This is a genomic window from Brevibacterium ihuae (assembly GCF_900184225.1).
GTDB classification, from domain to species: domain Bacteria; phylum Actinomycetota; class Actinomycetes; order Actinomycetales; family Brevibacteriaceae; genus Brevibacterium; species Brevibacterium ihuae.
In genome coordinates, this window is sequence record NZ_FXWZ01000002.1 from 888,793 (window position 1) to 901,438 (window position 12,646).

Annotated in this window: 12 protein-coding genes; 4 read left to right on the forward strand and 8 right to left on the reverse strand. The window is 71.1% G+C overall.

The annotated features are described in order from the left end of the window. Window positions 1-20: 20 nt before the first annotated feature. The gene (locus C1A17_RS04095; protein ID WP_101651550.1) at window positions 21-854 is read left to right on the forward strand and encodes a patatin-like phospholipase family protein; all 834 of its coding nucleotides are present in this window, start codon (window positions 21-23) and stop codon (window positions 852-854) included. A 37-nt stretch (window positions 855-891) separates the two neighbouring features. Here C1A17_RS04095 and C1A17_RS04100 read toward each other — a convergent pair whose 3' ends face one another. Next, window positions 892-1,284, reverse strand: a complete 393-nt coding sequence (locus C1A17_RS04100) for a YchJ family protein (RefSeq protein ID WP_101650976.1) — start codon at window positions 1,282-1,284, stop codon at window positions 892-894. A gap of 96 nt (window positions 1,285-1,380) precedes the next feature. Between C1A17_RS04100 and C1A17_RS04105 the strand changes: the two genes are divergently transcribed. Beyond that, window positions 1,381-2,433, forward strand: coding sequence for a DUF808 domain-containing protein (locus C1A17_RS04105; protein WP_101650978.1), 1,053 nt, complete (start codon window positions 1,381-1,383; stop codon window positions 2,431-2,433). An 81-nt stretch (window positions 2,434-2,514) separates the two neighbouring features. Here the strand turns inward: C1A17_RS04105 and C1A17_RS04110 are convergent, their stop codons facing one another. Then, window positions 2,515-3,087: a hypothetical protein gene (locus C1A17_RS04110; RefSeq protein ID WP_101650979.1), complete on the reverse strand. Its 573-nt coding sequence runs from the start codon at window positions 3,085-3,087 to the stop codon at window positions 2,515-2,517. A gap of 338 nt (window positions 3,088-3,425) precedes the next feature. Between C1A17_RS04110 and erm the strand changes: the two genes are divergently transcribed. Both erm and C1A17_RS04120 read left to right on the forward strand, forming a co-directional pair. Continuing rightward, the gene (gene erm, locus C1A17_RS04115; protein WP_101650981.1) at window positions 3,426-4,220 is read left to right on the forward strand and encodes a 23S ribosomal RNA methyltransferase Erm; all 795 of its coding nucleotides are present in this window, start codon (window positions 3,426-3,428) and stop codon (window positions 4,218-4,220) included. Between the two features lie 9 nt (window positions 4,221-4,229). Continuing rightward, on the forward strand, window positions 4,230-5,885 hold the full coding sequence (locus tag C1A17_RS04120) for a nuclease-related domain-containing DEAD/DEAH box helicase (RefSeq protein ID WP_245873418.1): 1,656 nt from the start codon (window positions 4,230-4,232) through the stop codon (window positions 5,883-5,885). A gap of 7 nt (window positions 5,886-5,892) precedes the next feature. Here the strand turns inward: C1A17_RS04120 and C1A17_RS04125 are convergent, their stop codons facing one another. From C1A17_RS04125 to eat, 6 genes are read right to left on the reverse strand one after another with little or no spacing between them, the layout of a single operon-like run. Further along, entirely contained in the window at window positions 5,893-6,642 is a 750-nt protein-coding gene (locus C1A17_RS04125) for a type 1 glutamine amidotransferase (RefSeq protein ID WP_101650983.1), read from the reverse strand. 9 nt (window positions 6,643-6,651) lie between these two features. Continuing rightward, on the reverse strand, window positions 6,652-7,434 hold the full coding sequence (locus C1A17_RS04130) for a 3-oxoacyl-ACP reductase (protein ID WP_101650985.1): 783 nt from the start codon (window positions 7,432-7,434) through the stop codon (window positions 6,652-6,654). A gap of 16 nt (window positions 7,435-7,450) precedes the next feature. Then, window positions 7,451-8,815, reverse strand: a complete 1,365-nt coding sequence (locus C1A17_RS04135) for an aldehyde dehydrogenase family protein (RefSeq protein WP_101650987.1) — start codon at window positions 8,813-8,815, stop codon at window positions 7,451-7,453. After that, on the reverse strand, window positions 8,812-9,624 hold the full coding sequence (locus tag C1A17_RS04140) for a gamma-glutamyl-gamma-aminobutyrate hydrolase family protein (protein WP_101650989.1): 813 nt from the start codon (window positions 9,622-9,624) through the stop codon (window positions 8,812-8,814). Before C1A17_RS04140 ends, C1A17_RS04135 begins: the two co-directional genes overlap by 4 nt. Beyond that, window positions 9,605-11,014, reverse strand: coding sequence for a glutamine synthetase family protein (locus tag C1A17_RS04145; RefSeq protein ID WP_101650991.1), 1,410 nt, complete (start codon window positions 11,012-11,014; stop codon window positions 9,605-9,607). Before C1A17_RS04145 ends, C1A17_RS04140 begins: the two co-directional genes overlap by 20 nt. Before the next feature lie 17 nt (window positions 11,015-11,031). After that, window positions 11,032-12,468: an ethanolamine permease gene (eat, locus tag C1A17_RS04150; protein ID WP_101650993.1), complete on the reverse strand. Its 1,437-nt coding sequence runs from the start codon at window positions 12,466-12,468 to the stop codon at window positions 11,032-11,034. Between the last annotated feature and the right edge of the window lie 178 nt (window positions 12,469-12,646).

A 12,646-nucleotide genomic window follows, 5' to 3' on the forward strand; every position in this document is an offset into this window, starting at 1 on the left:
TGATCTTCGAGGGCGGAGGGATGCGCGCCTCGCTCACCTCGGCGGTGGTCGTCGTCCTCCTCGAAGCGGGCATCCGCTTCGACTACGTCGCCGGGATCTCCGCGGGGGCGAGCAACCTCGCGAACTACCTGTCCCAGGACGCCCGGCGCGCCCGCCGCTCCTTCGTCGACTTCGCAGCCGACCCGAAGTTCGGCGACATGCGCACGATGCTCCGCGGCGAGGGGCTCTTCAATGCGAAGTACATCTACGAGGAGACCGGTCTGCCGGACCAGGCGCTCCCCTTCGACTGGCGGACGTTCGCGGACAACCCGGCCGACTTCCGGATCGGCGCGTTCGAGGCCGAGACCGGCGACGAGGTGTTCTTCTCCCGCTCCGACGTCCGCGAGATGCCCGACCTCATGGTCCGGGTGCGGGCGTCGTCGACCATGCCGGTGATCATGCCGCCGGTGACGATCGGCGAGCGGACCTACGTCGACGGAGCGCTCGGCGTCGACGGCGGGATCGCGCTCTCGCAGGCCCAGGCCGACGGCTACGAGAAGTTCTTCATCGTACTCACCCAGGAGCGCGCCTACCGCAAGGAGCCGCAGCGGTTCCCGTGGTTCTACCGGCAGTACTTCCGCCGCCACCCGGCGATCGCCGAGGCGCTCATCACCCGCTGGGAGCGCTACAACCGGACCCGCGAGCGGATCTTCGAGCTCGAGCGCGAGGGCCGGGCGTACGTCTTCGCCCCCGAGGTCATGCCCGTGGGCAACGGCGAGCGCGATCTCTCGAAGCTCGCCGCGAGCCACCGCCGGGGCCTGTCCCAGGCGCGCCGCGAGCTGCCGGCCTGGCAGGAGTTCCTCGGACTGCGCTGACCCCGCACAACTGCGCTGCGGCTCCGCCGCCCGCGCGTCACTCGATCGGTTCGAGGTACATCCAGCGGCCGGCCCGGCGGACGAAGCGCGACTTCTCGTGCATCCGCCCCTGGGCCATCGCATCGCGGAACCGGGCGGTGAAGGTCACCGTGCCCACCTCGTCCTCGGGTCCGCCGCCGGCGACCTCCTCGATCTCGAGACCGGTCCAGGTCGTCACCCGGTCGGCGCTCGGATCGGCCGGGCGCGTGCGCGGATGCCACGTGCGGAACAGGTGGTCGTCGTGCCGAAGGGCGAACGCGGTGTAGCGCGAGCGCATGAGCGCCTCGGCGGTCTCCGGCCACACCTCCCCGCGCAGAGCGGGGCCGCAGCACTCCGCGAACGCGGCTCCGGCGGGCATCCCGCCGCACGGGCACGGGGTCACGTCTGCCATGTCTCCTCCTTCGTCTACGCTTGAGCCTATGTCGAACCCGTCGCGCAGCACGACCGCCCCCGCACCCCGCACCGGCCGCACCCCGAGGACCGCCCGATGAGCGGCGGTCTCGTCGCGCTCCTCGACGATGTGGCGGCACTCGCCCGCATCGCGGCCGCGAGCGTCGACGACGTCGCCGCAGGCGCTGCCAAGGCGAGCACGAAGGCCGCTGGCGTGGTCATCGACGACGCCGCGGTCACCCCGCAGTACGTCACCGGCGCGGACCCCTCGCGCGAGCTCCCGATCATCTGGCGCATCACCAAGGGCTCGCTGCGCAACAAGCTCCTCATCATCGTCCCGGTGCTCCTCGTCCTCAGCCAGTTCGTGCCATGGATCCTCACCCCGATCCTCATGCTCGGTGGCACCTACCTGTGCTTCGAGGGCGCGGAGAAGGTGTGGGCGAAGATCCGCGGCCACCATGCGGAGAAGGGCGAGCCCGCGGTCTCCCAGGGCAAGGACGCGGAGGACAAGGTCGTCAAGTCGGCGATCACCACCGACTTCATCCTCAGCTGCGAGATCATGGTGATCTCCCTCAACGAGATCGCCGACGAGACGCTGCTCAGCCGCGCGATCATCCTCGTCGTCGTCGCGATCGGCATCACGCTGCTCGTCTACGGCGTCGTCGGCCTCATCGTCAAGATGGACGACATCGGCCTCCATCTCGCGCAGAAGGAATCGGAGGGCTCGCAGAAGTTCGGCCGGCTCCTCGTCGCGGGCATGCCGCACGTGCTCGACTTCATCTCGCTCGTCGGCACCTTCGCGATGCTCTGGGTGGGCGGCCACATCATCCTCGTCGGGATGGACGATCTGGGCTTCCACGCGCCGTACGCCTTCGTCCACGGCATCGAGGGCCTCGTCGCAGGGGTCGCGGTGATGGGCCCGTTCCTCGCGTGGCTCATCAACACGTTCTTCTCGCTCGTCCTCGGACTGCTGTGGGGCCTCGTCGTCGTCGGCATCGTCCACCTGCTGCCGATCGGTCGCAAGCACGGCGACGTCCACAAGGGCACCGACGGTGCCGCTGCGCACGGTCACGGGAAAGCTGTTCCCGACGGCGGGAAGCCGCCCCCCGGCGACGAGGGGTCGACCGGGTCGCACGCTGCCCGGTCCTGATCCGTCGCGCGTCCTGATCTGCCGCACGACCTGATCCGTCGCGCGACCTGATCCGTCGCGCGGCGACCCCGGGTCGAGCGCTCAGCGGAACCGCTGCCACGTCTCCCGGAGGAACGCGGTGATCGGCTCCGCTCCGCCCTTGAGGGTGGTCGGCAGAGCCATCCCGGGTCCATCGATGAGGTCCCTCTCGGTCTTCCGGAGCGCAGCCATGAGATCGGAGTCGCGGCTCTCGATGTGGGCGTAGGCCTCCGGGGTGAGGCGCAGCACCGTGTGGGAGGACGTCCCGGAGCCCGCGGGCACCTCGACCGTCTCGATGTCGGTGATCCCCGACCACGCGAGCTGCCCGAGGTTCGTCCGGGAGTTCGGCCAGCCCCGCTTGAGCTCGACGCCGGACTGGCTGACGATGAGCCGGTCGGGATTGACGAACTGGCTCGCGAACAGCGGCAGGCCGAGGACGCCGAAGAAGCCGACGGACAGGATGCCGATCATCCACTCCCACGACCACATGGACGAACCGAGGATCATGAGGAGTCCGGCGAGGGTGAAGCCGAGCGCGATCATCGTGACGCACCCGAGTCCCATCCGGCCGGTCTTGATGACGACGCGCCCCGAGCGGTCGAGCCGGCCGCGCCATGTACCCGTGAGATCTGCCATGACCTCACCCTACTGAGCAGTTCGACACCCGTTCCCGGCAGCGCTGTAACAGTTCTGCGACATCGATCCCGCGGAATCGACCCGTGACTACGGGCCGCGCGGATGCCGGGCCGCGCGGATGCTGCCGGACCGTGATAGCCTGCCGCGCATGGGAACTCTCTGCACCGCGCCGACCACGGCGCGTCGACTCATCTGCCGCGAGCGCCGCGCCTGACGGCGCCGATCCGCATCCGCGCCGTCTCCCCCGGGCCCACAGCACCCGGGCGACGCGACTCCACCCACCTCTGCGGTGATCCGCCCGCACCCGGGTGCTCCTTCCTCTTCCCAGGAGCACCGCGATGCCTCAGCATCCCACCCCCGGCGGCCGACATGAGCTCGGCCAGAACTTCCTCGTCCACCTGCCCACCGTCGAGCGCATCGTCGCGCTCGTCCGCGAGACCCGCGGCCCGATCCTCGAGATCGGTGCCGGCGACGGAGCCCTCACCCGTCCGCTCGCGGACCTCGGCCGGGAGATCCGCGCGATCGACATCGACGCCCGTCGGGTCTCCCGCCTGCGCGCTCGCCTGCCCGGCGTGCGCGTCGATCACGCCGATGTGCTCGAGGTCCCGCTCGACGCTCCGGTGATCGTCGGCAACATCCCGTTCCACCTCACGACACCGATCCTGCGGCGCCTGCTCTCCGCGGACGGCTGGCGCACCGCGGTCCTCCTCACCCAGTGGGAGGTCGCCCGCAAGCGCGCCGGGGTGGGCGGCGGGACGCTCCTCACCGCGCAGACCGCACCGTGGTTCGCGTTCCACCTCGATCAGCGCGTGCCGGCTGCGGCGTTCCGTCCGCGGCCGAACGTCGACGGCGGTCTCCTCGTCATCGCGCGACGGGACCGACCGCTCGTCCCGCCATCCGATCGCGTGCGCTACGCGTCGTTCGTCCGTCGCGTCTTCGGAGCGCGGGGCCGGACGCTCGAGCAGATGTACTCCGCGGCGACGGGGAGCACCCGGCGTGACGCCGGCCGGGAGCTCGGCCGGGCGCACGTCCCCGGTCGTCTCCTCCCCCGCGACCTCGGGCCCGAGGAGTGGGCAGCGCTGTGGAGGGAGACGAACCGGGACCGCGCCGCGCCGCGGCGCCGTCCTCGGTAGTCTGTGGCCATGAGCGACGACGCGGACGAGATGGATACCCCGGGACCCGCCGTGCTGCACCGCGGGGAGCTGCACCCGAGCGAGGGGCTCGTCATCGAGCGCCTCCGCTCCCAGCTCCCCGCCGACGCCGTCATCATCCACGGGCAGCGCATCACCACCGCCGAGGCCGACGTCGAGATCGACGTCCTCGTGCTGTGGCCGGGCGTCGGGATCGTCGTGCTCGAGGTCAAGGGCGGCCAGGTGCGGGTGGAGGACGGCACCTGGTCGACCTCCGGCCGCGGCGGCACCCATGCGCTCCGCCGCTCGCCGCTCGAGCAGGCGATGACCGCCAAGCACGCCCTCCTCGGCTGGCTCCGCCCGCGGATGAGCAGACGCGCGGGACGGATGGTCCACATGGCATGCCTGCCGTTCACGAACACCCGGAGCTGGGACGACATGGCGGACGTGCCGCGGACGTCGATCATCGGCCAGGAGGATCTCGACGACATCGCCGGGGCGATGAGCAGATTCCTCCGGACCCACATGCAGAGCGAGGGCCCGCCGAGCCGGGCCGCGATCGACGTCATCGTCAAGCAGCTGCGGCACACCCAGACGGCGATCGAGAACGCCCGCTCGGCCGCGCTCGAGCTCGAGCACCGGGCGAACGCGCTCACCCGCGAGCAGGAGAAGCTCCTGTCGGTGCTCCGCTACCAGACCCGCGCCGAGCTCAGCGGCGGGCCCGGCTCCGGCAAGACCCACCTCGCGCTCCTCAAGGCCCGGCAGCTCGCCGCAGCCGGGCAGCGGGTCGCCCTCATGTGCTATTCCCGGGGCCTCGGCCGCTACCTCGAACTCATGACCGCGCAGTGGCCGGAGACGGAGCGACCGGCCTACGTCGGCCTGTTCCACGATCTGCCGCTGGGCTGGGGCGCGGTCCACGCCGGCGACGACGACCCGGAGTACTGGGAGGTCGTCCTCCCCACGCGGATGCGCGAGCTCGCCGCCTCCCGCGACCGCGCCGAGCTGTTCGACGCGATCATCGTCGACGAGGGCCAGGACTTCTCCAACCTCTGGTGGGAGGCGGTGCTGTCGTGCCTGCGCGATCCCGACAGCGGGGTGCTCTACGTCTTCACCGACGAGCAGCAGCGGATCTTCGACCGCGACGGCGACGCGCCCATCGAGATGAATCCCTTCCATCTGGGCGAGAACCTCCGCAATGCGCAGACGGTCGCCGAGGCGTTCGGCTGGCTGTCCGACGAGCCGCAGATCGTCCGCAACCCCGGCGGGGAGCCGGTGGAGCAGATCGACGTGCCGTTCGCCGACGCGTTCGGCGCCGCCGACGACGCGGTCGACCGGCTGCTCGAGGGCGGGGACTGGCGGCCCGGGGACGTCGCCCTGCTCACGACCTACAGCCGCCACCCGGTGCAGAAGGAGACCGTCGTCGCGGAAGGGTACGACGCGTACTGGGACGAGTTCCTCTCCGGCTCGGAGGTGTTCTACGGCCACGTGCTCGGTTTCAAGGGCCTCGAGCGCCCCGTGGTCGTCTTCTGCATCAACGGCTTCCGCGACGCCTCCCGCGCGCGCGAGATGCTCTACGTCGGGATGTCGCGGGCGCGGTCGAAGCTCGTGCTCGTCGGCGACATGACGGAGATCGAGCGCCTCATCGCCGCGGACGACGACGGCGCCTGAGCCGACCTCAGCCCCGCCGCGCGCGCACGAACTCGACGAAGGCGCGCGCCACCGGCTCGCCGCTGTCCTCGATGACCTGTTCGGCCGCCGTGATCTCGGCGACCACGCCGTCGGCGGTGAGCCCGCCGGGCAGCTCGGTGTCCGAGGCCGTGATCCAGCCGGCGATCTGCTCCCCGGTCGACTCCGGGTGGAACTGCGTGCCCCAGGCCATGTCGCCCACCCGGAACGCCTGGACCGGCGCTGCGGTCCCGGTGACGAGGAGCACCGAGTGCTCCGGCGGGTGGATCTCGTCGCGGTGGAAGAGCACCGACCGGCCGCGGGCCGGATGGGCGGAGAACACCGGGTCCGCCGCCGCCTCCGGGGTCGGGACGATCTCGAGCGCACCGTACTGCCCCGCCTCCCGGCGGCTGATCGAACCGCCGGTCGCCACCGCGAGCATCTGCCCCCCGAGGCAGATGTTGAAGCTCGGGAACGCACCGTGCCCGGAGGCGGCGAGCAGGCCCCGCACGTGCGGGAACCACGGGCTCACCGCATCGTCGAGCGCGCCCGCCGCACCGCCGAGCACGACGAGCGCGTCGGCGGTGCCCGTGAACGCCGCGGGGTCCGGCAGGGGCTCGCCGAGGTCCGGCCGGGCCACGGTCACCTGCGCCCCGGCGGCCTCGAGCCAGTCGCCGAACCGGCGGGCGTCCGTGCCCTCCTCGTGCTGGACGACGAGGATGCGGACGGGCGCCTCGGGCGCGGGCGGTGTCTCGGTCATGCCCTCACCCTATTCGGCGGTGACGTAGGCGGCGGAGATCCCGCCGTCCACGGTGAAGGCCGAGGCGTTGACGAACGAGGCGTCGTCGCTCGCGAGGAACGCGACGGCCGCCGCGATCTCCTCCGGTTCGCCGAACGTGCCGCGCGGCACGTGGACGAGGCGGCGCTGCGCCTGCGCCGGGTCCGCGGCGAACAGCTCGGCGAGCAGCGGCGTGTTCACCGGTCCCGGGCACAGCGCGTTGACCCGGATCCCCTGCTTGGCGAACTGCACCCCGAGCTCCCGGCTCATCGAGAGCACCCCGCCCTTCGAGGCGGAGTAGGAGATCTGCGACGTCGCCGCACCCATGATCGCGACGAACGACGCGGTGTTGATGATCGACCCCGAGCCCTGCTCGACCATGTGCTCGAGCGCGTACTTGCAGCACAGGTACACCGAGGTGAGGTTGACCGTCTGCACCTTCGCCCAGACGTCGACCCCGGTGTCGAGGATCGAACTGTCCTCCGGCGGGTTGATCCCGGCGTTGTTGAAGGCGACGTCGACGGACCCGTACTCCTCCTTCGTCCGCCGGAACAGGGCGGCGACGTCGGCCTCGTCGGCGACGTTCGTCGGCACGAACATGCCGCCGAGCTCCTCGGCGACCTCGGGCCCGCGGACCTCGTCGAGGTCGGCGATGACGACGGTGGCCCCTTCTGCCGCGAGGCGGCGGGCGCTGGCCAGGCCGATCCCCGAGGCGCCCCCGGTGATGACGCAGACCTTGCCTGCCATCCGCTCGGACACGATGCGCTTCTCCATGGTTCTCCTTGGGTTCTCAGATCGCCTGCGTGGCGAAGAAGACGTTCTTGGTCTCGGTGAAGGCGTCGACGGCGTCGGGCCCGAGCTCCCGGCCGAGGCCGGACTGCTTGTAGCCGCCGAAGGGCGTCGCATAGCGCACCGAAGAGTGGGAGTTCACCGACAGGTTGCCCGCCTCGATCGACCGGGACACGCGCAGCGCCCGATCGAGGTCCCGGGTCCACAGCGAGCCCGACAGCCCGTACTCGGTGTCGTTGGCGATCGCCACCGCCTGGGCCTCGGTGTCGAAGCGGACGACCGAGAGCACGGGGCCGAAGATCTCCTCGGTGAAGTCCGGGGCGTCGAGACCGGGCGGGGTGACGACCGTGGGAGGGAACCAGAAGCCCGGGCCGGTGGGGCACGTGCCGGCGAAGGCGACCTCGGCGGCATCGACGTAGGCGGCGACGGAATCGCGGTGCGCGGCGGTGACGAGGGGGCCCATGTCGCTCTCCGCGGAGCGCGGGTCGCCGCACACGAAGCCGGACACCGCGGTCTCGAGGGCGGCCATGAAGTCGTCGTACACCGCGGACTCGACGAGCAGGCGGGAGCGCGAGCAGCAGTCCTGCCCGGCGTTGTCGAACACCCCGGCCGGTGCGGCGGCGGCCGCGGCCGCGATGTCCGCGTCGGCGAACACGATGTTCGCGTTCTTGCCCCCGAGCTCGAGCGTGACGTTCTTGACCTGCTCGGCGCACCCGGCCATGATCCGCTTCCCGACCTCGGTCGAGCCGGTGAACACGACCTTGCGGACGAGCGGGTGGGTGACGAACCGGTCGCCGACGACGGATCCCTTGCCGGGCAGCACGGTGAGCACGCCCTCGGGGATCCCCGCCTCGAGAGCGAGCTCGCCGAGGCGCATCGCGGTGAGCGGGGTGACCTCAGCGGGCTTGAGGACCACGGTGTTGCCCGCGGCGAGCGCCGGGGCGAAGCCCCAGGCGGCGATCGGCATGGGGAAGTTCCACGGCACGATGACGCCGACGACGCCGAGCGGCTCGGCGAAGGTGATGTTCACTCCCCCGTCGACCGGGATCTGGCGGCCGAACAGCCGCTCCGGCACCGCCGCGTAGTACTCGACGACATCGCGGACGTTGCCGGCCTCCCACGTCGCGTTGCCGATGGTGTGGCCGGCGTTGGCGACCTCGAGCTCGGCGAGCTCGGGGATGTGGGCGTCGACGAGGTCGGCGAACCGGCGCAGCAGCCGGGCGCGATCGGCCGGTGCGAGGTGCCGCCACGTCTCGAAGGCGCGCGCGGCGCGCTCGATGGCGGCGTCGGTGCCCTCGCGGTCGACGAGCTCGACCTCCCGGATGACCTCGGCGGTCGCGGGATTGATGACCTGGGTGATGCTCACGATCCTCCTCGGGGATCAGGGGTGGGTGCTGACGGGGGCCGCGTCCGGGCGCGGGCCCGGGCTGCGGCGACGAGGCCGGTGACGACGCGGGCGTCCTCGGAGTCGTGCTCGGGGTGCCACTGCACGGCGAGCAGCCAGCCGGGCACGGTGTCCGGTTCGGCCTCGAGAATCTCGACGAGCCCGTCGGGCGACCGGCCGGTGACCCGCAGGCCCGGGGCCACGCGGTCGACTCCCTGGTGGTGGTAGCACGGGGCCGTGGTCTCCGGTCCGAGCAGCGCCGAGGCGATGGTCCCCGGCTCGCAGCTCACCGTCACCTCGCCGTAGGTCGCCGGTGCCGGCTGGTAGTCGCTGTGGCCGAGCACCTCGGGCAGGTGCTGGTGGAGCGTTCCGCCGAGCGCGACGTTGATGACCTGGAGGCCGCGGCAGATCCCGAGCACCGGCAGCCCGGAGTCGATCGCGGCGGCGGCAAGGGTGAACTCGTGCTCGTCGCGCCAGTCCTGGCTCTTCGTCTCCGCGTGCGGCTGCACCCCGTAGCGGGCGGGCCCGATGTCCGCGCCGCCGGACAGGAGGAGGCCGTCGATCCGGTCGAGCACGGCGACGTCGGTGCCGTGCGGCGGGAGGAGCACGGGCACTCCCCCGGCGGCGACGACCATGCGCACGTACTCCGCCGGGAGGACGGCGGCCTCGGTGTCCCACACGCCCCAGCGCGCGGGCTGCTGGTAGGAGGTGAGGCCGATGACGGGCGCGGGATCGTGCGCGCCGGGAGCGTCCGTCCCGGGTTCGTGCGGGTCAGAGACGCTCGAAGCCACGGACCCGCTCCCAGTCGGTGATCGCGGAGTCGAACTGACGGATCTCGACGTCGGCGGCGTTGAGGTAGTGGTCGATCACCTCGTCGCCGAACGCCTCCCGGGCGAAGGCCGAGTTCGCGAGCTTCTCCCGGGCGTCGCGCAGCGTGGTCGGCAGCCGGTCGGCGTCGCCGGCGTAGGCGTTGCCGTCGGTCACCGGGGGCAGCGCCATCTTCTCGTCGATCCCGCGGATGCCGGCGGCGATGAGCGCGGCCACCGCGAGGTAGGGGTTGAGGTCGGCCCCGCCGACCCGGCACTCGACGCGCAGGGACTCCCCGCTGCCGACGACGCGGAACGCGCACGAGCGGTTGTCGAAGCCCCAGGCGACCGCGGTGGGAGCGAACGAGCCCTCGACGAAGCGCTTGTAGGAGTTGATGTTCGGGGCGAAGAAGTATGTGAAGTCCTCGATGCTCGCGAGCTGCCCGCCGAGGAAGGCGTGCATGAGCTCGGAGAAGCCGTGCTCCTCGTCGCCGGCCATCGCCATCGAGCCGTCGGCTCCGCGGAAGCTCAGGTGGACGTGGCACGACGAGCCCTCCGCCGCGTCGTACTTCGCCATGAAGGTGATCGCCTTGCCGTGCTCGGCGGCGATCTCCTTGGTCCCGTTCTTGTAGAGCGAATGGTTGTCGCAGGTCCGCATCGCCTCGTCGTACTTGAAGGTGATCTCGTGCTGGCCGAGGTTGCACTCGCCCTTCGCACCCTCGACGTACATCCCCGCCCCGGCCATCGAGTTACGGATGTCGCGCAGCAGCGGCTCGATCCGGGCGGTGCCGAGCAGCGAGTAGTCGACGTTGTACTGGTTCGACGGGGTGAGATCGCGGTAGCCGCGGGTGAAGGCGTCCTCGTAGCTCGTGTCGAAGCTGATGAACTCGAGCTCGGTGCCGACGTAGGCCCGGAGCCCGCGCTCGGCGAGCCGTTCGAGCTGCCGGGCGAGGATCTGCCGCGGCGAGGCGACGACGGGGCTGCCGTCGGTCCATTCGACGTCGCAGGTGACGAGCGCGGTGCCCGGCTGCCACGGGAGCAGGCGCAGGGTGTCGAGGTCGGGCTTCATGACGATGTCGCCGTAGCCGCTCGCCCACGAGGACATCGCATAGCCCTCGACGGTGTCCATGTCGACGTCGACGGCGAGCAGGTAGTCGCAGCCCTCCGCGCCGTGGTCGATGACGTCGTCGACGAAGAACCGGGCGCCGATCCGCTTGCCCTGGAGCCGGCCCTGGACGTCGGTGAAGGCGACGACGACGGTGTCGACGGTGCCCTCGTCGACGAGGCGGCCGAGCTCCTCTCGGGTGAGGGGAGGTGCCGGGTTGGAACCGGTGGTGACCCTCTGCGGGTCGCCGTTGCGGGTGGGGGCGCTCATGCGCGGTCCTTCCATGGTCAGTGGAGGCCGGATTCGGCCTCGGAGATCTGGGCGAACTCCTCCTCCGGCGCCTGGTGGACGAGGCGGTGGCGGGAGTAGAACCAGAAGTAGGCGAGCGCGACGAGCAGCACGCCCGCGGCGATGCCGGCGGCGAGCATGTCGACGACGAAGGTCGCGACCACGGCGACCGCGGCGAGCACGAGGGCGATCGAGGTCGTCACCGCGCCGCCCGGGGTGCGGTAGCCGCGCGGCAGATCCGGCTCCTTGAACCGGAGCACGACGTGGGAGAGGTTGAGGAGCACGTAGGACACGGTGGCGCCGAACACCGCGACGTTGAGGAGCACGCCGCCGTTGCCGCCGGTGGCCACCGCGAGGATGAAGCCGATGGTGCCGGGCACGATGAGCGCCATGTACGGGGTCTTGCGACCGCCGGTGAGCGAGAGCCAGCGCGGCAGGTAGCCTGCCCGGGAGAGGGCGAAGAGCTGGCGCGAGTAGGCGAAGATGATCGAGAAGAAGCTCGCGATGAGACCCGCGAGACCGGCCCAGTTGACGAAGGTCGCGAGGGCGGAGTTCTCGCCGTAGACGACGCGCACGGCCTCGGGCAGCGGGTTGTCGGACACGCCCATCGCCTCGGAGCCGGCGGTGCCGGGGACGATGATGAGCATGAGGGCGCCGAACACGACGAGGACGCCCATCGCGACGAGGATGCCGCGGGGCATGTCGCGCTTGGGATCGGCGGACTCCTCGGCGGCGAGCGGCACGCCCTCGATCGCGAGGAAGAACCAGATGCCGAACACGAGGGCGGCGAGCACGCCGGAGATGCCGTACGGGAGGAACTCGCTCGACCCGAGCGAGCCGTCGGGCACGGTGTCGAACATGTTCGCCGTGTCGACGTGCCAGATCATGCCGAGGACGAAGGCGAGGAGTGCGACGACGGCGATGATCGTGATGCCGAAGATCACGCGGAGGGCCTCGCCCACGCCCCACAGGTGGATGCCGACGAACACCGCGTAGGCGACGAGGTAGATCGTCCACGCGGGGACCGATTCGGGCAGGATGCCGAGCGCCTTGACGTAGCCGGCGATGAAGGTCGAGATCGCCGCGGGCGCCATGGTGTACTCGATGAGGATCGCCATGCCGGTGGCGAAGCCGCCGAGCGGGCCGAGCGCGCGCCGGGCGAAGCCGTAGCCGGCGCCGGCGGTCGGCAGCGTGGAGGAGAGCTCCGCGAGGCCGAGCGACATGCACACGTACATCAGGCCCATGAGGCAGAAGGCGATCGCGAGACCGCCCCAGCCGCCCTCGGCGAGGCCGAGGTTCCAGCCGGAGAAGTCCCCGGAGATGACGTAGGCGACGCCGAGGCCGGCGAGCAGCACCCAGCCCGCCGCGCCCTTCTTCAGCTGTCGCCGCTCGAGATAGTTGTCCTCGACATGGCCGTACTCGACTCTGCGGGTCATCGCTCGTTCCTGTCCGTGAGTGCACCCGGCGGCCGATCGACCCCCTGCGCCAATGGTCTGTTCACAATCCATTAGGATGGGGACACTGTAATTTCGGTCACATCGGGGTGTCAAGAGTTCCCGCCCCGGGGTGTCACGAGTCGGAACGAGGGTCCAGGAATGGGAGCGAGGGGTCAGC

What these genes read in the sequence shown, in the direction of transcription:
- C1A17_RS04145 (WP_101650991.1), bottom strand. Translation starts at nt 11,014, where the DNA reads ATGAGCGCCCCCACCCGCAACGGCGACCCGCAGAGGGTCACCACCGGT.
- C1A17_RS04110 (WP_101650979.1), bottom strand. Translation starts at nt 3,087, where the DNA reads ATGGCAGATCTCACGGGTACATGGCGCGGCCGGCTCGACCGCTCGGGG.
- C1A17_RS04095 (WP_101651550.1), top strand. Translation starts at nt 21, where the DNA reads ATGCGCGCCTCGCTCACCTCGGCGGTGGTCGTCGTCCTCCTCGAAGCG.
- C1A17_RS04130 (WP_101650985.1), bottom strand. Translation starts at nt 7,434, where the DNA reads ATGGAGAAGCGCATCGTGTCCGAGCGGATGGCAGGCAAGGTCTGCGTC.
- eat (WP_101650993.1), bottom strand. Translation starts at nt 12,468, where the DNA reads ATGACCCGCAGAGTCGAGTACGGCCATGTCGAGGACAACTATCTCGAG.
- C1A17_RS04125 (WP_101650983.1), bottom strand. Translation starts at nt 6,642, where the DNA reads ATGACCGAGACACCGCCCGCGCCCGAGGCGCCCGTCCGCATCCTCGTC.
- C1A17_RS04100 (WP_101650976.1), bottom strand. Translation starts at nt 1,284, where the DNA reads ATGGCAGACGTGACCCCGTGCCCGTGCGGCGGGATGCCCGCCGGAGCC.
- C1A17_RS04120 (WP_245873418.1), top strand. Translation starts at nt 4,230, where the DNA reads ATGAGCGACGACGCGGACGAGATGGATACCCCGGGACCCGCCGTGCTG.
- erm (WP_101650981.1), top strand. Translation starts at nt 3,426, where the DNA reads ATGCCTCAGCATCCCACCCCCGGCGGCCGACATGAGCTCGGCCAGAAC.
- C1A17_RS04105 (WP_101650978.1), top strand. Translation starts at nt 1,381, where the DNA reads ATGAGCGGCGGTCTCGTCGCGCTCCTCGACGATGTGGCGGCACTCGCC.